We start from the raw sequence: 22673 nt of genomic DNA, 5'->3' as shown, positions 1-22673 counted from the left end.
AGCTTATTTTTTTAGGCAGTATCTATTTTGCAAAAAAGGGAGACTAATTATATGATTCGCTGTTCATTGCAACAATAAATTCTGGTTATAGATAAATAAGGGGAAGTGAACGGTATGATGCGACGGCTCATTGATGTAAAAATGTCGGTGAAAATTTTAGGTTTTGTCACCTTTATCGCCCTAGCGCTAAGCTCGGTAGGGGCTTTAGGTTATTATCACCTTATGGCGGCTAATGATGATATTGCTATTTTGTATCAAGAAAGGCTGCTGCCTGTGCAGTGGTTGAATGAGAATGCTACTTATACGAGAGCTATTCAGACAGATCTTTTTGAAATTATGGTTACAACTGATTTGGCGAAAAAACGAGAATTGCTGCAAAGCATTGATCAACGAGCCGCACTATTTCGTCAGAACATAAAGCAGTTTGAAAGCACGCCTTTAACAGAATTTGAGCGTCGCAAACTGACTGAAATGGAGCAGAACTTAAAAGCGTATATGACGTATCGTGATCAAATTATTGCGCTGGCTTTGCAAAACAATAACAATGCGGCTTATGCCCTGTATAATCAATCCGCTCGTCCACTAGCGGAAGCTTTCATTCGTAATTTGGAAGAGCTGGCTCAGTTTAATAATGAGGCTTCAGCACAGCTAAAAGTAAAGAATGAAGCGAAACTTGTCAGTAATAAGCGGCTAGTTATTGCTGTGGTAGTTATCGTTCTCTTCCTTGTAATCGCCTGGGGTGTTTTACTTGTGCTTGCTGTGACCAGGCCGATTCAGCGTGCGGGCGTTCACGCAGCGGCTATTGCCAAGGGGGATTTTACGCTGGCAGTTGCTCCTAATGATTTAGCAGCAAAAGACGAATCAGGCATTTTAGCAAATGCCTTTCACTTAATCAATCAGGAAATGCAGCGACTGATTCGAAAGGTTGTCCAGTCAGCTGACCTTGTCTCGGCTTCTTCACAAGAAATGAGCGGTATTGCTGAAGCCACAGCTGCTTCAGCTACGGAAATTGCTGCTGCTACGGTGCAAATTGCCAGCGGCGCACAGCGACAGGTGCAGAAGGTTAAAATGGCAGAAACAGTTATCCGTAAAATGACAGAAAATATGCAGCAAGCGGCAGTAAATCTTGATGAAACGGCTGCTGCATCACAGGATGCAGCTACAGCGGCCCAATTAGGCAGAGAGTCTGCTCAAGCAGCTACGAATCAAATGAAAGATGTGGAGCAGCGTGTAGCTCAGTTGACTGCCGCTATTAAAAATTTAGGGAAACAGTCAGAGCGGATCAGTTCTGTAGTCGATACGATCGGCGGGATTGCCAGTCAGACCAATCTGTTAGCGCTTAATGCCGCCATCGAAGCGGCTCATGCTGGTGAGCGCGGGCGCGGCTTTGCGGTAGTAGCGGCAGAAGTACGGAATTTGGCAGAGCAATCGCAGACCGCTACCAAAGAAATTGCTGTTTTAATTCGTGATGTGCAAAGTGGTACGAAGGAAACAATCGCTGCTATGGAAGAGGGGAATGCCGAAATTCTTGCGGGAACGCAAGTTGTAGAAGCCACAGTCAGCAGATTTGTTGAAATTGCCGCTACGGTGGAAAAGGTATCGCAGCAGACTTTATGTACAACTGATTTTGTGAAAAGCGTCAGTAGTGAAAGTGATGAAGTGATTGACGCCATGCAAGAAATTTATGAGATTGGCGCCCAGATGGCTGCTGCCACTAAAAATATATCAGTAGGTACAGAAAAAGAATCTTCTATGGTAGAGGAGCTTGCCGCGTCAAGTCAAGAGCTAGCACGATTAGCGGAAGACTTAAAAGGAACGCTCCGGCAATTTAAATATGAATAAACAGCGCAATAATTTGTAATGAAATAAAAAAACGCCGATTCAGAAAGAATTTTCTTTCGATCGGCGTTTTTTATTGAGACGTTAGTTATACGACAGTAACTGGTAGTACAAGAATAATAGAGCTTACATTAATCGCTACGTCTGTCGTTAATTCAGCGATTGTTAAAGGGAAGCCGACTGGAAGAATGGCTGAGGTAACGCGGACAATAAGGAACTCTTCTTCAGTAGTTACTTCACCATCAATTTCAATTTTTTTCGGAAAACACGTTGGCGGATCGTCATGATGACGTGGCAGTTCAGCGAGGACCGTGCCTGTTATTACAAGTGGTGCAGTACCGCCGACATTGACCAAAATCGTGACAGTACCGAATTTAATTTCTTCTAGTTTCATAGTCTCACTCCACTTCATTATTTTACATAAGACTGTTTACAGAGGCTTACGCTATAGCATATTCGGGAAATTACTAAGAAGTGAGATGAAATAAGAAAAAGCATAAAAAGTTTGAAAATTGCCACAGGGAAATTCGGTTGACAAAGAAAAAAACGCGTGTTATATTGTAAAGCAAATGTTACGTTGTAAAGCACGTGTTGCATAGTAACTCCATAGAGGTTTTAAAAATGCGATGATCAGAATAAAACAGAAGCAGATTTTTCTGGCAGAGAGCTGTCGGTTGGTGCAAGGCAGTAGAAAAACTTCTTCCTATCTCCTCTGTGAGCAGAATGCTGAACAGAAGTAGGCATATCCGGTATTCTACCGTTATGAAGAACCATATTCGGATTGCATCCCGATATGAGTGAGCGGCTGCGCAAGCGGCAAATGAAGTGGTAACGCGGAGAATTTATTCCTTCGTCTTCAACATGGAATATCCATGGGAGGCGAAGGTTTTATTTTTCTCTGACAATATATAAAAAGGAGCTATTTCACATGAATGGATTAACTTTATTAGCAATTGCAATTATTGTTTGTGCAAGTGGTTACTTCATTTACGGCCGCTGGCTGGCGAAGCTTTGGGGAATTGATCCTCAGGCGAAAACACCGGCCTACCGTTTTGAAGATGGGGATGATTATGTCCCTTCCTCTAAGTTTACTGTTTTTACCCATCAATTTTCGTCGATTGCCGGGGCGGGCCCAGTCACAGGTCCGATTATAGCCGCTATGTTTGGTTGGGCGCCGGTTATGCTCTGGCTGATGATTGGCGGTATCTTTTTTGGCGCCGTACAAGACTTTACCGCATTATATGCTTCCGTAAAAAATGACGGAAAATCGATTGGTATGATGATTGAACAATATATCGGCAAAACCGGCAAGCGCATGTTCTTGCTCTTTTCCTGGCTATTTACGCTCTTAATCATTGCCGCTTTTGCCGATATTGTAGCAACAACTTTTAATGGTTTTAGTGCAAATGGCGCTTTGGCGACGCCGAATGCGGCGGCTGCGTCTATTTCCATGCTGTATATTGTTGTGGCTATTTTCTTCGGACTTTTCCTAAAAAAATATCCCTTGTCCGAAAAAACGAAACTGGCTGTTGCCCTTGTATTAATTGCGGCAATGCTGGCCGTTGGGATTGCTTATCCTCTGTACTTTACAAAAACGACTTGGATTTATGTGGTTTTTGCTTATATGTTTATGGCAGCAGTTATGCCGATGTGGCTGCTTATGGAGCCGCGCGACTATTTGAGTTCCTTTTTGCTGCTAGGGATGATTTTAAGTGGTGTTGTTGGTGTTATTTTTACGAACCCAACAATTGAATTACCAGCCTTCAGTGGCTTTGAAGTGGGCGGTAAACCCATGTTTCCCATTCTCTTCATTACGATTGCTTGCGGCGCTGTATCTGGTTTTCACAGTCTCGTTTCGTCTGGTACATCCTCAAAAACGATTTCCAACGAGAAAGATATGCTCTTTGTCGGCTATGGCGCGATGATGGTGGAAACAATTTTAGCCGTAGTCGCTCTCATTGTAGTAGGGGCGGCTTCGGTAGGCGGCGTTCTGCCAAAAGGCACGCCTTTCCAGATTTTCTCAGCTTCTGTTGGCAATTTTATGGCTATGTTCGGACTGCCTAGCGCGATTGCAACCTGTATTATTACGATGTGCGTATCGGCTTTGGCGTTGACCACCTTGGATTCGGTGGGGCGAATTGGTCGTATGTGTTTACAAGAATTGTTTACGGGGGATACAACGGATCCGGCGCAAATGACGACAGTGCAAAAAATCTTTACGAACAAATATTTTGCTACGATCCTGACACTTTTCTTTGGCTATCTGCTCTGTTTGGGCGGTTATATGAATCTCTGGCCGCTCTTTGGGGCGGCGAATCAGCTTTGTTCCGCCCTAGTATTAATTGCTTTGGCCGTATTCTTAAAGGTAACAGGCCGAGAAGGCAAGATGCTCTATATTCCCATGCTATTTATGTTTAGCGCTACAATGTTAGCTCTGTTGATGTCAATCTATGGTATTGTGAAAAAGGTACTGTACACAGGCGGGTTCTCTTTCTTGACTGATGGACTGCAGCTTATTGTCGCGATTGCCTTGATTATTCTGGCCATGCTCGTAGCCTCAACGAGTGTTCGCAAGTTAGTTGACTCACCGGCCCGTCCGGCTGTTCAACAAGATTAGGTTTAACTGTTCAATTGGATTTGTTTTAAATGAACCAGCTTTCTGTCATTTTTAGTGGCAGGAAGCTGGTTTTTTAGACGATTACAAAAGGAATTTGTTTAAAAATGCAGAAACTAAGTTTTATTTAATGAAGGGTTCTTATTACGGAGGCACTACTATGGACGGACAAGTTAGAATAGCGAAAAAAAGCCGGAAGTTGTGGCGCTACGGGGTCGTACTATTCGTTGTAATCGTATTTTTTAGTGTCAATGGCGTCGGCTTTTTCTTGGGAAATAAGGTTTTTGAAGAAGCCAGTGTGCTCCATACTAGGCCCAATCGGTCCGATTCTGCTCAACTGAAAGCGAGATTGGAACGAGGGAAAGCGCAATTAGGCTGGCAGGACATTACACTCACTTCCCCTTTTGGCTATCCGTTGCAGGGGACTTTTATTCCAAACTCACAGCCTAGTACTAAAACTATTATTTTTTTACATGGCTTTACGGGGAGCCGCTTAGATGGTTTGGGCTACGCCCGCGTATATCTAAATGCTGGTTTTAATTTTTTAATGATTGATTCGCGCCGCCATGGCGATAGCGGCGGTGATTCGGTGTCTTGGGGCGTCTACGAAAAAGATGATTTAGATCAATGGATTGGTTGGCTGCAGCAGCGATTTCCCCATGGGCAAATCGGCGTTCACGGTATTTCCATGGGGGCGGCTACAGCATTACTTCATGCTGCTAAAAATAATCAAAATGATGCGGTTTCTTTTTATATTGCCGACAGTTCTTTTGATGATTTTGATGCGCTATTACGAGAGCAAATCAGGCAGCGACTGCCGCAGCTTGAACCCCAGTTATCCGATCTGCTACTCGTTTATGCAAATCTAGCCGCCTACTGGCATGGCCGCTTTTTGTACTATGATGCATCACCGCTTCGTGTTGCCAGTCAGATTCATACGCCTGTACTCTATCTGCATGGCGAGGCTGATAAACTGATTCCTGTCGCTATGTCTCGTACGCTTTATGAACGGACTGGCGCACTAACACAGCTGGTAACTTTTCCGGCGATGGATCATATTCAAGCAGCTTTTCAGGTGCGCCGCGAATATTGGCAGACCGTTGAAAACTTTATAGCGCTAGTGCCTAAAACGCCAAGGTAGATTAAAAAAATATTGGTAAAATAAGTAATCGCAGGTTTCGGTGCTTTTCCTGATTTTATGCATTATTGCTTACCAAGATAATATGAATAAAAAGTGGTTATTTGTCAAGAAGACGACAGGTAACCACTCTTCTTTTGTCGAAAATGATCAAAAATAAGTCTGAAAGCCTATAATGTTTATAGCAATTTTACACGAATTACTAATAGCAATCTTTTTGTTATAGGATATTGGTGAACTGTAATTTGGTTTGTTTTTCCAACCTTCTCTGAAATGAGTAGTTGTGACGAATGATAAGCAAAAGGTGAATAGCAATAAACCTAAAATGTAGATGGAGTTGCAGTATGGAAAAACAGCGTTGGCAGTCGTGGCGTTTTTTGATGGTATTGATCTATATGCTAGGAATGGAAACTGTCTGGGCCGCGGAATTGCCTGACAGCGGGCAACTTATTGGAGCAGGCAATGAAAAGCGCTTGATAAGCCCGGAAAAGAAAACACTGCAGATTGTTGTTCCAACGGAGGAATCAGGGAAAGAAAGTGGAACGGCTGCAGTGTTTGTTCGAGCGATTCGGATTCAAGGTGATAGTTTATTTGCTGGGGAGAAATTGCGTTTTTTGTGGCGAGGCCATTTAAATAAACAATTATCGCTCGCGGAGCTGGAGCAGATAGCTGATCAAGTTCGCTCCTATGTACAGTCGCGGGGATATTTTTTAGCGACGACAGTCATTCCCGCGCAGAATATAGTCAATGGCGAAGTAGAAATTGATTTATTTGTCGGTCATTATGGCAAAATCTTCATTAAAAATGAGGCAAAGCTTGATTCAAAAGTATTAAAAACGCTTTTGGCACCGTTACAGCCGGGCGAACTGATTGATAAAGATACTCTGGATGGAGTACTTTCGCGACTAAATGATCGTGCGGGCATTAGTATTAGGGCAACGCTTTCGCCCGGGGAATTTACCGGTGAAAGTGATTTACTGGTGGAATTGTTGCCAGGCCGATCGGTGAATGGTCAAATCTATAGTGACAATTATGGCAACCGCTATGCCGGAGCCAACCGAAGCGGCGTAACTGTCTCCTTTTCAAACTTGACTGGGCGCGGCGATCAACTGCTTCTAGGAGGCGTTATGACTAGTGGCGCTTTGCTGCGGGATGGAAGTTTTCGCTATACTTGGCCCATGTTGGGCAATGATATAAATTGGACGATTGCTTATTCTTCGCTGGGGTATCGTCTTGGTGATCCCTTCGCCGAGTTACAGGCATCAGGTCGTATAACGGAAAAAGGCATTTATGAAGAGATTCCTTTAGAACGACTGAGAAACCGTTCACTGACAGCAAAAATTGGTTATGAAGTAAAAACAAGTATTGATGAAAAAAGGGGTCTAGCCTACCGCGCTGACAAAAAAGTGCAGCAGGCTGTATTTGCTCTATATGGTGATAGTAGTGATGATCTAGGCAATGGCGGCGTAAACTATTTTTCCTTGGCTTATTATCGGGGTAAGCTCTCCTTGCAATCGGAAGATAGTCGGCTTGACGATCAATTGCCCCAAACTGCTGGGAAGTACGACAAGTGGCTCATTAACGGGTATCGGCGTCAGTCTTTAGGGAATCGTCTTGATTTGTCTCTAGAGGTAACAGGGCAGTTAGCGGGAAAAAATCTTGATTCAGCGGAAAAATTTTATTTGGGAGGTCCTCATGGCGTTCGGGCTTATCCACAAGGGGAAGGTGGCGGCGATGAGGGATGGCTTTGGCGTAGCGAAATAGCCTGGAAGATGCCTGATGATCAGTTTCAAGTCCTCGCTTTTTTTGATCGTGGTCAAGTGAAAATCAATAAAAACGCTGTTGGTTCGGGGCCTAATGGACGGTTGTTATTGGGGGCTGGTGTCGGATTATTATGGCAGCAACCAGGAAAGTATGGAGTTCGATTGGATTATGCCTGGAAAGTAGGTCGCGAAGCTGCACTGTCCGCGACTGATAGCCCATCGCGTTTGTGGTTGCAAGGCGTTATGTATTTTTAAGGAGGAGAAGCCATGAAAAAAAGCAGTGTAATGTTTCTCTGTTGGATTTTTTTTGCTTCTTCTGTAGGGGCTAATCCGGCGGGCGGGCAGATTAGCGGTGGTACAGGTCAGATTACGCAAAATGGTGGTCAGGTAACTATTACGCAAAGTAGTGAAAAGCTTTCCATAAATTGGCGCGATTTTTCCATACGACCTGGCGAGGCCGTCCGGTTTATTCAACCGGGAAGTCGATCGATTGCTTTAAACCGTGTTAATGGTTTAGGTAGGTCCGATATTTTTGGTTCTTTGACAGCGAATGGTCAGGTCTTTTTATTGAATCCTAACGGTATTTTATTTGCACCAGGCGCGCAAGTTCAGGTCGGTGGTCTTGTTGCAACTTCACTGGGAATGACCGATAGTGATTTTTTTGCGGGGAAATATGTTTTTTCTGGCAGTGGTACGGTTGCGAACCAAGGAACTATTGCGGCTAAGAACTATGCTTTACTATTAGGCAATACTGTAACAAACGAAGGGGAAATTTCTGTATCGCAGGGATTCGCTGGACTGGCGGCAGGGAAGCGTATGACTGTTGATTTTTATGGTGATGGATTGCTGAACTTGTCTGTCGACCAAGCTGCTATTCAGGGGACAGTAAAGAATATGGGGTTGATCCAAGCTGATGGCGGTCACATTATGATGTCAGCTGGAGCTCGTAGCGGCTTGCTTCAGACTGTTGTCAATAATGGCGGCGTCTTGCGGGCGCGCAGTGTTACCGAGAAAAATGGCATAGTCCGTCTGGAGGGCGGTTCAGTAACACAGCAGGGACAGATTGATGCACGCGGCGAAAATAGCGTGGGCGGCCAGGTTTGGCTACTGGGACAGGATATTGTTCTTAGTGGAGCTTCGAAAATTGATGTAAGCGGCAACACCGGCGGGATGATTCGTGTTGGTGGCGATTTTCAAGGGGCAGGCACGGCTGAAAAGGCCCAGAATGTTACGGTTAATGCTGGGGCAAAGCTTTATGCCAACGGTTTAGGCCGAAGTGATGGCGGCACCGTTGCGATTTGGTCTGAGGGGCAAACCGTTTATGACGGGATGATTTCAGCGCAAGGTGGACCTGAGGGCGGCAATGGCGGTCGCGTTGAAACTTCAGGGAAAAGCTTGCGGCTTACAGGAACTGTTACAGCTGGTGCACCGCGCGGCGTTGCGGGAACCTGGCTTATCGATCCGTACGACGTATATATTGAGGATCACGGTTCTTTGGGAGATCAAGATATAGTGAGCGACCAAAGTATGACTGGGATTACGGTACTAACGCCTGCGGCTTCCGTGGGAATTCTCGATGTTATTAGTACAGGCAGTCTGACTACGGCGCTTGCCTCAACGGATGTAACGGTGAAAACGGCAGGGCCGTCGGCTGCACCCGTGGCATATGGTGATATCACGGTAGCTAGTCCTTTTTCCTGGAGCAGCGGTCATTCTCTGACGCTGCAAGCGGATCGTAATGTAATCATTGATTCTTCTGTCCAGTCTGATGGAGGTGCTTTAACTCTTCAAGCTCCTAGTGGAAAAGTTCAGATTACTCCTGCTGGTTCTATAGCAACCCAGAGCGGTCATGTTACGATTTCTGCTGGCGATAGCGGCGTTTCCATCAAGGGACCTGTAACAACTCAGAGTGGCAATATTACGATTAATGGTACGAATCAAGCAGTATCAGGGGTAAGTGGTGTTGAAATTTCTGGAAATATTACTACATCCACCGGTCAAATTAAAATTACTGGTACTAATTTGGTAACGAGTTCTAATGATTACGGCATTTTACTTTCGAATGGTACTGTCAAAAGTACGGGTTTTACGAGTAATGGGGATGGCTTAATTGCGCTTGATGGTACTGGCGGCGTAGGTACTCAGAACGAGTATGGTATCTTTATTGATGATCATAGTCATGTGACAACGGCTGGCGGTTCTATCACTCTGACAGGGAAGTCGAAAGGCGCAGGCGCAACCGGTTTATCCAACCATGGGATTTTGTTAAGTAATAACAGCAGTGTTGCGGCGACTGGCAATGGTGTTGTTACCGTGACTGGGACAAGCGGCACTGGGTATAAAGATAATTACGGTATTCAAGTTGACTATAATAGTAGTATATCAGTTGCGAATGGCAATCTTAGTATGACAGGGACGGGAAATGCCGTTAGTGCTAATGGCATGGGGATTGTGATTGATCACAGCGGTTCTAACATTGCAGCAAGTGGCAGCGGCAACATTACTCTTACTGGTACGGGAAACGGCGACGCCGACAGTATCGGTGTTTGGTTTGTTAATGGATCTGCCAGCGACATAGCGCTTGCGGCGAACACTGGTGATGTAAAAATTATTGGCACAGGCGGGACAAGTGGCGCTGGTTCCGGCCGAGACGGAATTCGGATTGAGGGTGGCGTTACCTTACAGAAAATTGGTTCAGGATCAATGCTGTTGGTGGGAACTGGCAACGGCGCTAATAAAAGTATTAATCTTGTTAATGGAACGGTAAGCTCTGGCGGGAATCTGATTCTTGTTGCGGCTGGAAGCGGTGATGTTGTCAGTGGAGGCTCCGCTTCGTTTTTAGCTGGTTCTGGCAAACGATGGTTGTTTTATGGGCAAAATGCTGCGCAAAATCAAACGAATCTTTTGGATAATGCTTTTACGCTTTATGGAACAACCTTTAATGCCGCTGCGCCAGAAGTTAGCTACAGCGGCAACGGATTCATTTACGCAAATCCACTAATCTTGACGGTAGTACCTCAAGGAACGGTAACGAAGGTTTATAATGGAACTAAGATAGTATCGCTTACAACAACCAATTTTTTAAGAACGGATTCTTTTGGCGGCACAGCCAATATTACTGGTGGTAGCGGCTTATTTGATACGCAACAGGTGGGTAACAGTAAAGTTGTTACAGTAACTGGGGTTTCGGTTGACACTCTTATAGATGGCAGCAGCCATCCTGTCTATGGATATACAGTCAACGGTGCTTCCGGCACGATTAGTGGTAGCATCACCGCGGCGCCGCTGACGGCAAGTCTGGTCGGAACAGTACAGAAAAACTACGACGGAACGACAACAGCTACATTAACAAGCAGTAACTATCATTTGGTTGGTAGTGTTTTGGGAGAGGATGTTACTGTTTCTGGCAGTGCAGCCGCCTATGACAGTGCAGCCGTAGGTAGTGGCAAGACTGTGACGGCAACCGGGCTAACGCTTTCCGGAGCTGACAGAGCCAATTATACGGTGAATTCTTCGGCAAATGCCGCCATTGGACAGATTATTGCAGTTGCACCACCAGTAACACCACCGGTAACACCACCGGTAACACCACCGGTAACACCACCGGTGACTCCGCCCGTGACACCACCGGTAACACCGCCAGAGACACCATCGGTGACGCCGCCGATAACACCGCCCGTGACACCGCCAGAGACACCATCGGTAACGCCCCCAGTGAAACCCCCGATAATGCCGTCAGAAGTAGAGCGGAGTGTCAAGGCATTACCTGCTTTAATGGTACAAGGGGAGCCGCAGCGAGTCTCTGAAACTGGGATTGGAATGGTTCTTGTTTTTCCCGACAATAGAGTGTTGAGAGCTGGCGATTTTTTTGAACTTGTAGTACCGCCCGAACAATTACCGCCTGATTTGCCGCGTTGGCGGCAGACGGTTCGGCAAAAAAATGGCAACAATCTTCCGTCATGGATTTTCTTTGATTCTCGTCGGGTTCGTTTTTATGGCCGTGTTCCGATCGGCTTTAAGGAATCGCTGGATCTTGTTTTATTGTTGCAGCGAGGGGATGGACGAGAATTGCGGTTGGTATTTCCCGTACGGCCAATAGCGTAAACGGAATTGATTGATCTAGTTGCGAGCTTAGAACCCCGCTGTGGCGGGGTTTATTTTATTTTAGGTTTATACAAAAGAAATTTTCTTGTAAAAAAGAGGATATTTCTCCCTGTACTTTTAGATAGTGGAAAAGAGGTCACTATTTGTTATTCTAAATAGTAAGTAGTGACTTTGTGAAATCGACTGATTTCGCCATTATAAGGGGATGAATAAAATGCTTCAAAAACTGTTTCAACCGGGAATTTTTATAATGAGTCGATTTCGCTTGATGACTAAATTTTTTATGGTCAGTATTATTTTAGTTGCTTTGCTGGCGCTAGCTTTATATCAATTTTTTGCGGGAAATGGTGAAAGTAAGGATTTTTCCCAAAAAGAAAAATATGGCGTAGAATATGCCGTAGCGTCTTATCAATTAGCGCGATCGATACAAGACTATTCTTTTCACTCGCGACAAGCCTTTGAGAATGTGGAAACTGCTTTTTCTGAGATTGAAAAAGTAGACCAAAAATTTCACAGTGTTTTAGATGCGCCAGAACAGAAGAAAGAAGTATCAAAAGACATTGCGAAAGCAAAAGAATTATGGGCAGGGCTTCGCGGCGGCCAGGCGGTTTATAGTGAGCTTTTTGGGGCGTTGACGACGCTACATAGCGATATTTCGGATAACTCGAATCTTACGCTCGATCCGGATATTGATTCTTATTATAGTATGGATGTTGTCATGTTTCGTAGTCTCGCACTTTCCGACGATTTATTTCAGGTGCGGGCTTTATTAGAAAAACAACAGACGGGACCACTGACTTATGGCGATCGCAAAAATTTAATTGCCTTAAGTACAAAAATCGGTGGACTTGTTGATACGATGAATGCAGATTGGGAAACTGGACTTGCTTTTAACCAGACTAAGGGCAAAGGTGTGCTGACGCCACTGCAGTCGGAAGCCGATGGCTTCAAGACAACTTTTAGCGCAATGCTGCAAAAACTGGATGACGGTTTAGCTCAAGAACAAGGTGTTATCGCGCTTTCATCTAGAGATATTGATCAGGCTGTTAGTGTGAATGATCATTTATTTGCCAATTTAGGACAGGCGCTAGGCGAATTGTGTTCGTTACGAGTCGAGCAATATGAGCGAAAAGCCAATATTGTTTTGATTGCGCTCGTCATTGCGTTACCACTCTTGTTATATGTTTGTATTGCCTTGGTGTTGTCTATAGTGAATGCTGTTTCGGTTATTAGCAGCGGCCTTGTGAAAATTGAAAAAGGGGATCTTTCTTCTAGTGTTGAAGTGAGTTCGCACGATGAGTTGGCGCAGATCGCGGCAGGAATTAATCGGATGACCGTAAATATGCGTGATATTTTGCAGAAAATATCTGATTTTTCTCGGCAGATTGCAGCATCGGCAGCGGAGCTGCAGAGTGGCACAGAAGAATCAGCTGAAGCTGCTGGCAGTGTGGCTCAGTCAGCCGGTCAGGTCGCTGATGGGGTTCATTCACTTTCCGCTTCCGCCGAGGAATTTACCGCCTTTACCGCAAATGTTAGAAGTCATGTTCATCAATTATCCGATAGTTCGCTAGAGGGGAGCCGCGTTGCGAAAACGGTAGATCACAAAGCTGCTTTGTTACAGCATAATGCAGCTGATTCACGCCAAGCGGCTTTAACCTTGTATGACGGCATTAACTCTAAAGTAGTGCAAGCCATTGAAGACGGTAAGGTAGTCGATGAAATTGTAAAAATGGCTGATTCCATTGCTGCTATCGCGGCACAAACCAACCTATTAGCGCTTAACGCCGCTATTGAAGCGGCTCATGCCGGTGAAAGCGGCAGGGGATTTGCCGTAGTCGCTGAGGAAGTTCGCAAACTGGCGGAAGAATCGTCGCGTACTGTTGATACGATTCAACACTTAACAGAAAAAGTTCAGCTTACAATGCATGTTCTTGTTGATAACAGCAAGGAACTGCTGGAGTTTATTAATGCCAAAGTACTGTGCGATTACGACGCTTTTGTTCAAGGGGGCGTTCAGTATAAACAGGATGCCGACGCATTCTTAGCAGTGACGGCGGAATTTAGCGACCAGTTAGGGAAAGTATCGACTGAGATGCAGGAAATTAATGGAGCGATGGAGTCGGTAGCTGCAGTCATTGTTCAAAATGCCCAAGAAACTGAGACGATTTCCAATGGTACTGATCAGGTTAGTCAAACAATGCAGGAAATTAAAGCAGCGGCGAACTCTTTATCATCTGTGGCTACGCAGTTAGAGGGACTCGTTCTCTGTTTTAAATTATAAGAAATGGAATAAGGAGCTTTCTGTTAGATTCGCCTCAGGCGAATCAACAGGAAAGCTCCTTAACTTTTTTAGGTCGAATGCCAGCGCTACTCGCAGGCAATATATATTCGTTTGATTTATTACTTGGTAATCGGTGTAAGCGAAGCTTGGAAATGCCGCAGAATAGGCGGTTCCCAAGTGATTTTATAGCCATGTTTGATTTCATGAGCACGATCTTTGATGGCAATCAACGCTTCCGCCATAATATCAAAATGGGCCTGAGTATATACGCGGCGCGGGATAGCTAGACGAGTAAATTCAAAGTCGGCCTGCAGTTGTTCTTTCGTGTCAGGATCATTGCCCAGCATGTAGGAACCAATATCACAGGCGCGAATTCCCGCCTCTTTATAAAGTTCCACAGCGAGAACCTGGCCAGGAAATTCATGGTAGGGAATTTGGGGGAACAGAGCTTTGGCATCGACGAAAACACCATGTCCGCCTACGGGGGATTGATAAGCAATGCCTGCCTCATCCAGTTTAGCAGCTAAATATTCCATCTGACCAATTCGATAACGTAGATAATCTTCATCTAAACCTTCATATAGGCCAATGGCTAAAGCTTCTAAGTCTCGGCCGGAAAGACCGCCATAGCTTGTAAAGCCTTCATAGGAGATGCAGTTTGCTTTGATTGGCAGAATCAGCGCTGACTCGCTATTCTTTACGCCGATAAGCCCGCCCATGTTGACAAGCGTGTCCTTTTTCGCTGACATGGTAAAGTAATCAGCGCAGTCGAACATCGCGCGGATAATTTCTTTAATCGATTTATCTTTAAATTCTGGCTCACGCTGTTTAATGAAAAAAGCGTTTTCAGCGTAACGAGCTGCATCAATATTGAAGGGAATTTGATATTTTTGGCAAAGCGCTGCTGTTTCGCGGATATTTTGCACGGAAACGGGCTGACCGCCAGCGGAATTATTTGTCACTGTCATAACGATGAGGCCGACTTGCGCTGCACCATGTTCTTGAATCAGTTTTTCTAATTTTGCTATATCCATATTGCCTTTGAAAGGAGCTTTTTTTACGGGATCTTTTGCCTCGGCGACGACGCAGTCAATTGCTCGAGCGCCGCATAGCTCAACATGGGCCCTTGTTGTATCAAAAAACATATTGGAAATAGCCACTTGCCCTTTTTTTAGAATGGCGCCAAAAAGTACTTTTTCTGCTGCCCGTCCTTGATGGACTGGTTGAATGTACCCATAATCAAAGATATCTTTACCTGCTTCGATCAATTTATAATAGCTGCGTGAGCCGGCATAGGCCTCATCACCGCGCATGACACCAGCCCACATTTGGTCAGACATGGCATTTGTGCCTGAGTCGGTTAATAGGTCAATATAGACGTCTTCCCCAGCCAAGTTAAAGAGATTATACTGTGCCTTAGCGATTTTTGCTTCGCGTTCTTCTCTTGTAAGCATTTTAATGGGTTCAACCATTTTAATGCGAAACGGTTCTGGAATATACTTAACTGCCATAATAATTCCTCCAATAATTTTTTCAGAAGATTTTGATCATGCTTTTAAGTACTTTGCAAAACTCATGCCAGCTTTCACAAAAGTAGCAGAAAGTAGCTATTGCTAGCCAAATTATTAAGAAACTGCGATTGCATAGAAAGGATTATAAGTAGTTTTGATAGAAAAATTGCCAAGAAATTTTATCGGTGATAAATTTTCTTGGCAATTTATTTTGACGATTTAATTCTGATGAGAGTGTTTTTGCAGCTGATAAGCATGTATTTTATTTAGGATGGTTGTATTTGATACGCCTAAAGCCTGGCCAGCGGCGCGGGATGATGGGTATTGCTCCAATACGGCAGCAAGAATTTCTTTCTCAACGGCAGTCACAATTTCTTTTAAGGTAGGCCAGGGGCGTGTTGGTGACAAAGGAATTTGAATGGCGAGCGAGTCTTCCTGGCGACTGACTGTTTCAGGCCTAAAAGCTGCAGAATCAAGATCCGACCAAGCTGCAATATCTTGCGGCTGAATTTCACGACCATCAATAAAATTAATGATTCGTTCTAATGTGTTTTCCAGTTGACGTACATTGCCTGGCCAGCTTTTTTTGAGCAGCAGAGCAACACTGGCTGGTGTCAGTTGTAAAGGCGGCTTATTCAATTTTTGGCAAATTTTCTTAACTAGATGTTGTGCTAATAACGGAATATCTTCTTTGCGGTCACGCAGCGGCGGCAGCGTTAAGGGGATGACATTGAGACGGTAATAGAGATCTTCGCGAAATTGACCGCAACGAATCAGTTCTTCCAAGTTGCGATGCGTCGCCGCGATAATGCGAACATCTACTTCAATTTCCCGACTACCGCCGACTGGGCGAATGGTGCTGGTTTGCAGCACTCGTAAGAGCTGGACTTGAAGACGAGGAGAAATATCGCCAATTTCGTCAAGAAACAGCGTTCCGCCGTTCGCTTGTTCAAATAGGCCCTTTTTTCCCTGCTTTGCGGCACCGGTAAAAGCACCGGCTTCATAGCCGAAAAGTTCGCTTTCCAGTAGTGTGTCTGTTAGGGCGGTACAGTTGATCGCCAGTAAGCGTTGTGTTGCCCGTTGGCTTGCCTGATGAATGGCGGCGGCAAATAGTTCTTTTCCTGTTCCGCTTTCGCCCCGTAGCAATACGGTAGAAGTGCTTTTTGCAACTGTTTTGGCAGCGGTAATGACTTGGTTCATGCTGGCGCTTTGACGAATGATAGCGTCAAACGTAGTTTGACGAGAGCCTTGTTCCGTATTTAGCAGAGCTTTTTCTACTTGTTTTAAATCTTGAATGGTTGATACGGCGCCAATAATCTCGTTTAAATCATTGGTGACAGGCAGGGTACTTGTAAAAAATGAGAACTTTTTCCCTTGTATTTCTAGTTTTTGTTCTTGGAGACGATAGACTTTGCCGCTATCCAGCGTTTTTTTGATGAGGGAATGGGGGCCGAGAACAGTTTCGACTGGTAGTCCAATGACGGTGGCGTTGCAGCCGAACAGCTTACAGGCCACTTCATTAATATGAGAAATACATCCTTTTAAATTAATCGCAATGATTCCTTCGCTGACAGAGTTTAGAATCGTTCCGAGTTCTTGTTCCTTTTCACGATAAGGCATTTGATTCAGAAATTGAATGGACTTAATGCTCGGCAGCGCCGAGAGATCAGTCATTAATTGCTGAATCTGTTCTTGCATCTCACATTCGAATTGTAGGGCCATACCGATTTTCGGCAGTACTTCCATGGCAATTTTATTAATTTTATTTTTATCAGTGATTTTAAAAATTTCATAACCTAGCCCTGGTGAATCAATGAAGTCGATTTGCATGATATATTCTGGCATAACAGACGTTCCTTTCCCGCAACTATCCAATAATTAATTCTTACTAAATCTTCTGTATGAAGTTCTCAGTTATACTTTGATTATAAGCAGGGGCGTCTTGCAAAACAATACAGAGATTTATCATAACAAGCAATTTGACGTAATGATCAATTTTCTTGAGATTTTCTGTGATTTATGATACCATGCAAATAGTATTCGGTGAGTCTTTTGAGCAAGAGAAAATAGTTGCTTGAGACAAACCACACTGTTTAGCAAAATCGTACTGATTACACGAGGGGTATCCCGAATGAGAAGGCGAGAGCATAGGAGTTGGAGAAAAAAGGTTTACGTAAGCCTTTTTGCTTCGTTATAACATTCTATCCTTGCGCTTATAGCTGCAAGGATTTTTTAGTTATTTGGAGGGCTAGATGGAAACAAGACTTGCTTTAGTAGGAATTATTGTAGAAAATAAGGAATCTGCGAAGAAGCTAAATGATATTTTGCACGATTATGGCGAGTATATCGTAGGTCGTATGGGGATTCCTTATCATAAACGGAATGTTTCTGTCATCAGTATCGTTATGGATGCTCCCAATGATGTAATCAGTGCTTTCGCCGGCAAATTAGGGATGGTTCCACAGGTAAGTATTAAAACAGTTTACTCGAAAATGACCTTTTCTGGAGAGGAATAGGTCTTAGTCGAATGGTAAAGGAGCCAGAAGAATGTATAATGTAAAATCAAAGCAAGCGGCAGAATTTATTGATGATCAGGAAATCCTCGATACTCTTGCGTATGCGTCTGCTAATAAGACGAATCGGTCATTAATTGAAAGCATTTTAAATAAGGCGAAAGAATGTAAAGGCTTAAGCCATCGTGAGGCAGCTGTTCTTTTAGAATGTGAGCTTGATGATGCCAATGAGGCTATGAAGACTTTGGCGCGAGATATTAAACAAAAATTCTATGGCAATCGGATTGTCATGTTTGCTCCCTTATACCTTTCTAATTACTGTGTGAATGGCTGCGTATACTGTCCTTACCATCAAAAAAACAAGACCATTACCCGCAAGAAACTGACGCAGGAGGAAATTGTCCGCGAGGTTATCGCGCTTCAGGATATGGGCCATAAGCGCTTGGCCTTAGAAACTGGCGAAGACCCTGTTAATAATCCCATTGAATATGTGTTGGAAAGTATCAAGACGATTTATAGTATTAAGCATAAAAACGGGGCGATTCGCCGCGTCAATGTGAATATTGCGGCTACCACTGTGGAAAATTATCGCAAGCTGAACGAAGCTGGGATTGGCACTTATATTTTATTTCAAGAAACCTATAATAAGAAAAGTTATGAAGAGCTTCACCCGACGGGGCCGAAGCATGATTATGCCTACCATACGGAAGCGATGGACCGCGCTATGGAAGCTGGGATCGATGATGTTGGCGTTGGCGTTCTCTTTGGACTAAATATGTACCGCTATGATTTTGTGGGACTCTTAATGCATGCGGAACATTTAGAAGCTACGATGGGCGTTGGACCGCACACGATTAGTGTACCGAGAATTCGCCCGGCTGATGATATTGATCCAGAAAACTTTACGAATGCCATTTCTGATGAGATTTTTGCTAAAATTGTCGCTGTTTTACGAATTGCTGTGCCTTATACCGGTATGATCGTATCAACTCGTGAGTCGCAAGCAACGCGGGAACGTGTGCTGGAGCTGGGAATTTCTCAGATTAGCGGCGGTTCCAGTACGAGTGTGGGCGGCTATGTGGAAAAAGAACCGGAAGAAGAAAATTCGGCGCAGTTTGAAGTAAACGATAACCGTACGCTTGATGAGATCGTGAATTGGCTGCTAGGACTTGGCTATATTCCGAGTTTCTGCACAGCCTGCTATCGCGAAGGCCGCACCGGGGATCGCTTCATGAGTCTTGTTAAATCAGGACAGATTGTGAATTGTTGTCAGCCGAACGCGCTGATGACGTTAAAAGAATATCTAGAAGATTATGCAGCAAAAGATACGCAGGTAAAAGGGGAGCAGGTGATTCAACAGGAAATTCCTCGCATTACCAATGAAAAGGTGAGAAAGATTGCGATCGAGCACTTGCAGGAACTGCATGATGGTAAACGAGATTTTCGTTTCTAATTCACTTCACAAGAAAAAAGATTATCAAGAAGGTAGCCGCAGAATGATTTCTGCGGTTTTTCTATTGACCAATTAGGAAAAGTATAGTAAATTTACAATTAAAACAAACGTTTATTTAAAACAATTGTTTTATCTATTCTGAAAAGTCTATTTAATGTTGTTAAATGTTCGTTTACAGTTAGGGGAGGCGTATTTTATGGAAGAAGATAAGCGAAGTCGTTTGCTTGCGACTGCGACAGAATTATTTGCTCATAAGGGATTTTCTGCTGTTTCCGTGCGGGAGTTGGCTATTGGCGCCAAATGCAATGTAGCGGCAATTTCTTATTATTTTAATGGCAAGGAAGGGCTGTATCAGGCTGTCTTAGAGGAGCAACTTGCCCCAATCTTAGCGGCTCTACAGAGTGTTAAGAGCCGCGTAGACCTTTCACCTGTCGACAGGCTCGCATTTTATGCCGATCAAATTGCCAATATTCATGGCACTCGGCCCTGTTTAGCTTGTTTCATTATGAGTGAAATGATTAATCCGACAGAATGTGGCGGGGAAACAATTCAGCGTCATATCTCGCAAGCTTATCAATTTATGTTTGAGGCCATTGCAACAGGGATCAAAGAAGGCTTCTTTCGCTCGGATTTAAATGTGAATTTCACGGCTGTTTCTCTGGCCGGTATTTTAAACTTTTTCTTTTTAATGAAGCCTTTAATTCAAAAAAATGTGCCCCTATCACCGCAATCAAATGAAGAATATACGGCCCACGCTTTTCAGGTATTTTTGCAGGGGATATTACCACCAGATGATAAGGCGTGTATCAATATAAGCGAGCAAGAGAGGAAGTGATTTGATGAAGATCACAGCAAAAAAAGCAAAGATCATTATCGCGCTGCTCCTTCTGGTCGGCGGAATCGGCGGTTATTTCTATCTTCAACGAGGGGCCGTGTCGACTGACGATGCCGCGATTGAAGGTCAGATTGTAACGATTAGCCCGAAAGTGCAAGGGTATGTAAAAAAGCTAAATATGGCAGATAATCAGCTTGTTAAGGCGGGAGATGTTCTTGCCGAAATTGATTCAACGGACTATGTGATTCGCCGCGATAAGGCGAAAGCCGCGCTAGCTGCAGCCGAAGCGGCAGCCAGTGCTGCTAAAAGTAATGCAGCGACCACAGCAGTTACGGCACCGTCGAATTTGGCGGGAGCGTCAGCTCAAGTAGCTGTAGCGGCCGCAACATGGGAAAAGACTTCGCAGGATTTAAGTCGGATGGAAAGCCTATTTGGCTCTGGGGCTGTTTCCCGGCAGCAACTTGATGATGCTGTAGCCGCCGAAAAATCAGCGAGATCGACGCTTGAAAAAACGCGGGCCGATCAACGTTCAGCCAGTACAGCATCCACAGTAATTGCTGCATCGCAAAATACAGCGGAACAGTTAGCAGCGCAGGTTCAGCAGGCGCGAGTCGATTTAGCGCAGGCGGAAAGCGACTTGGCTAATACGAAAATAGTGGCCCCGATTGATGGACGGATTACAAAACGCAGTGTTGAGCTTGGCAATTATGTCCAGGCAGGGCAGCAACTTTCTTCTTTAGTAGGTACAGAGCTTTGGATTGTAGCGAATTTTAAAGAAACACAGCTGGCTCACATGCGAGTTGGTCAAAAAGTCCATATAAAGGTTGACGCTTTTCCTGATTTGCTGCTCAATGGGACGGTAGATAGTCTACAGGCAGGAACTGGTTCGCGTTTTTCCTTATTTCCCGCTGAAAATGCTACAGGAAATTTCGTGAAAATTGTACAGCGCGTTCCTGTTAAAATTCGTTTTGACAGTCAGCCTGACGCCACTTTGGCGATTGGGCCAGGTATGTCAGTACTTCCAACTGTCGAGACGGAAAAGGCAGGCTGGTAATATGGTCGAAGCAGCCTTTAGACCGAAAAACCCCATGCTCGTCGCGACGGTTGTTAGTATTGCCGCTTTTATGGAAGTGCTTGATACAACGATTGCCAATGTGGCACTTTCGCAAATTGCCGGTTCCATTGGCGCTAGCTCGGAAGAGAGTACGTGGATTCTGACCTCTTATCTTGTATCAAACGGCATTGTTTTGCCGCTATCAGGCTGGCTATCAGGGCTGATGGGGCGTAAGAACTTTTTCATTGCTTGTATTCTTGGGTTTACCCTGACTTCTTTTCTCTGTGGTATTGCTAATTCTTTAACACTTCTGATTGTATTTCGTTTGCTGCAAGGGCTGGCTGGCGGCGGATTGCAACCAGCCCAGCAAGCAATTATTAAAGATAGCTTTCCTCCAGAAAAACTAGGGATGGCCTTTGCGATTACCGGGATTACGACCGTGTTGGCGCCGATCATCGGACCAGCACTCGGTGGATATATTACCGATAACTACAATTGGCGCTGGATTTTCTTTATGAATGTGCCTGTCGGTCTGTTAGCTGCTTTTTTAGTGAAATTACTTGTAGAAGATCCGCCGAGCGCCCAAAAGCGTCCTATAGGATCGATTGATTATATCGGGCTGAGCTTGATTGCTCTAGGGTTAGGCGCACTTCAGATTGTTCTTGATAAAGGGCAGCAGGAAGACTGGTTTGATAGCTCCTTTATCATTGTATTTTCCGTGATTGCCGCTGTAGGACTCATCACAGCCGTTTTCTGGCTGCTGCAACAAAAGCATCCAATTGTAAAACTGCAGTTATTTAAAATTCCTAGTTTTGGCATGCCTTGCGTGATGATGTTTTTTGTTGGTTTTGCCCTCTATTCTGGTACAACGCTGTTGCCCATGCTCGTACAGACTTATTTTGGCTATAATGCTACGCTCTCAGGGCTGCTACTATCGCCGGGCGGGTTAGCGGTTTTGACGGTAATGCCCCTTGTGGGGCGCCTTGTGAATAAAGTACAGGCAAAATATCTCGTTTCTTTCGGTATGGCCATTATGGCGCTGGGAATGTGGGCCACAGGTCAGATTACGCCGCAAACCGATTATTGGACATTTGCACTTGTGCGGGTCTTACAGACTCTCGGCTTGCCCTTTCTGTTCGTGCCTGTTACGACTTTAGCTTTTTCCAAGATTTCACGCGAAGAAAGCAGCAATGCGTCAGCCATTATTTCGCTCATGCGAAATTTAGGCGGCAGTGTAGGAATTGCCATTGTAACGAACTACCTGATTCATCGGCAACAGGTCGAGCAAGCCTATTTAGCGGAGCGGCTGACAGCAAGCGACTGGGGCTACTCACATGCTATGGCTGCTTTATCGCAAAAGCTTACGCAATTCGGAATTCCCAGTGGCGAGGTTTCTCAATATGCCATGGGAAAGATTTATCAGGAACTGATCCATCAAGCGGGCATATTGGCTTTTTGCGACGCCTATCATTTTGTCGCGGCTGTTTCACTTTGCCTTGCTGTGGCGGCGTTATTTATGCCTAATAATAAAAATAGCGATGAAATAAACGCATAATAATAAGACCAGA

General features: G+C 44.6%; 14 protein-coding genes and 1 other annotated feature. Of the genes, 11 read left to right on the top strand and 3 right to left on the bottom strand.

Annotated features, from left to right (window positions below; genetic code table 11):
• Window positions 1–114 precede the first annotated feature (114 nt).
• On the top strand, window positions 115–1842 hold the full coding sequence (locus tag AC0MXB_RS10460; protein ID WP_474039615.1) for a methyl-accepting chemotaxis protein: 1728 nt from the start codon (window positions 115–117) through the stop codon (window positions 1840–1842).
• Between the two features lie 85 nt (window positions 1843–1927).
• On the opposite strand, the gene AC0MXB_RS10455 is transcribed toward AC0MXB_RS10460, so the two are convergent.
• Window positions 1928–2233 carry a hypothetical protein gene (locus tag AC0MXB_RS10455; protein ID WP_474039614.1) on the bottom strand — a complete coding sequence of 102 codons (306 nt, stop codon included), beginning with the start codon at window positions 2231–2233 and terminating at the stop codon, window positions 1928–1930.
• Window positions 2234–2456: 223 nt separating this feature from the next.
• Window positions 2457–2700: a binding site (T-box leader), on the top strand.
• Window positions 2701–2767: 67 nt separating this feature from the next.
• Here AC0MXB_RS10455 and AC0MXB_RS10450 point away from each other — a divergent pair.
• From AC0MXB_RS10450 to AC0MXB_RS10430, 5 genes are all read left to right on the top strand, one after another.
• Window positions 2768–4456, top strand: coding sequence for a carbon starvation CstA family protein (locus AC0MXB_RS10450; protein ID WP_474039613.1), 1689 nt, complete (start codon window positions 2768–2770; stop codon window positions 4454–4456).
• Between the two features lie 157 nt (window positions 4457–4613).
• The gene (locus AC0MXB_RS10445; RefSeq protein WP_474039612.1) at window positions 4614–5594 is read left to right on the top strand and encodes an alpha/beta hydrolase; all 981 of its coding nucleotides are present in this window, start codon (window positions 4614–4616) and stop codon (window positions 5592–5594) included.
• Window positions 5595–5935: 341 nt separating this feature from the next.
• Window positions 5936–7609, top strand: a complete 1674-nt coding sequence (locus AC0MXB_RS10440; protein WP_474039611.1) for a ShlB/FhaC/HecB family hemolysin secretion/activation protein — start codon at window positions 5936–5938, stop codon at window positions 7607–7609.
• Window positions 7610–7621: 12 nt separating this feature from the next.
• Window positions 7622–11458 (top strand): two-partner secretion domain-containing protein, encoded by a 3837-nt coding sequence (locus tag AC0MXB_RS10435; protein WP_474039610.1) that lies wholly within the window; start codon window positions 7622–7624, stop codon window positions 11456–11458.
• A 214-nt stretch (window positions 11459–11672) separates the two neighbouring features.
• Complete coding sequence (locus AC0MXB_RS10430; protein WP_474039609.1) at window positions 11673–13739, top strand: methyl-accepting chemotaxis protein; 2067 nt, start codon at window positions 11673–11675, stop codon at window positions 13737–13739.
• Window positions 13740–13858: 119 nt separating this feature from the next.
• On the opposite strand, the gene AC0MXB_RS10425 is transcribed toward AC0MXB_RS10430, so the two are convergent.
• A complete protein-coding gene (locus tag AC0MXB_RS10425) occupies window positions 13859–15250 on the bottom strand; it encodes a tryptophanase (RefSeq protein WP_474039608.1) in 1392 nt (463 codons plus the stop codon).
• Between the two features lie 219 nt (window positions 15251–15469).
• Window positions 15470–17095, bottom strand: a complete 1626-nt coding sequence (locus AC0MXB_RS10420) for a sigma-54 interaction domain-containing protein (RefSeq protein WP_474039607.1) — start codon at window positions 17093–17095, stop codon at window positions 15470–15472.
• A 407-nt stretch (window positions 17096–17502) separates the two neighbouring features.
• Here AC0MXB_RS10420 and AC0MXB_RS10415 point away from each other — a divergent pair, with 407 nt between their 5' ends.
• The 5 genes from AC0MXB_RS10415 (at window position 17503) to AC0MXB_RS10395 (ending at window position 22660) form a co-directional block, all read left to right on the top strand.
• Window positions 17503–17766, top strand: coding sequence for a TM1266 family iron-only hydrogenase system putative regulator (locus AC0MXB_RS10415; protein WP_474039606.1), 264 nt, complete (start codon window positions 17503–17505; stop codon window positions 17764–17766).
• A 31-nt stretch (window positions 17767–17797) separates the two neighbouring features.
• Complete coding sequence (gene hydG, locus AC0MXB_RS10410; protein ID WP_474039605.1) at window positions 17798–19216, top strand: [FeFe] hydrogenase H-cluster radical SAM maturase HydG; 1419 nt, start codon at window positions 17798–17800, stop codon at window positions 19214–19216.
• A gap of 196 nt (window positions 19217–19412) precedes the next feature.
• On the top strand, window positions 19413–20051 hold the full coding sequence (locus tag AC0MXB_RS10405; RefSeq protein ID WP_474039604.1) for a TetR/AcrR family transcriptional regulator: 639 nt from the start codon (window positions 19413–19415) through the stop codon (window positions 20049–20051).
• A 4-nt stretch (window positions 20052–20055) separates the two neighbouring features.
• Window positions 20056–21105, top strand: a complete 1050-nt coding sequence (locus AC0MXB_RS10400) for an HlyD family secretion protein (protein ID WP_474039603.1) — start codon at window positions 20056–20058, stop codon at window positions 21103–21105.
• A 1-nt stretch (window position 21106) separates the two neighbouring features.
• Window positions 21107–22660 (top strand): DHA2 family efflux MFS transporter permease subunit, encoded by a 1554-nt coding sequence (locus AC0MXB_RS10395; RefSeq protein ID WP_474039602.1) that lies wholly within the window; start codon window positions 21107–21109, stop codon window positions 22658–22660.
• Window positions 22661–22673: the final 13 nt, after the last annotated feature.

Source organism: Pelorhabdus sp. sgz311001 (assembly GCF_055901755.1).
Note: the sequence above shows the minus strand (reverse complement) of the source record. Positions and strands in the feature narration are given on the sequence as shown.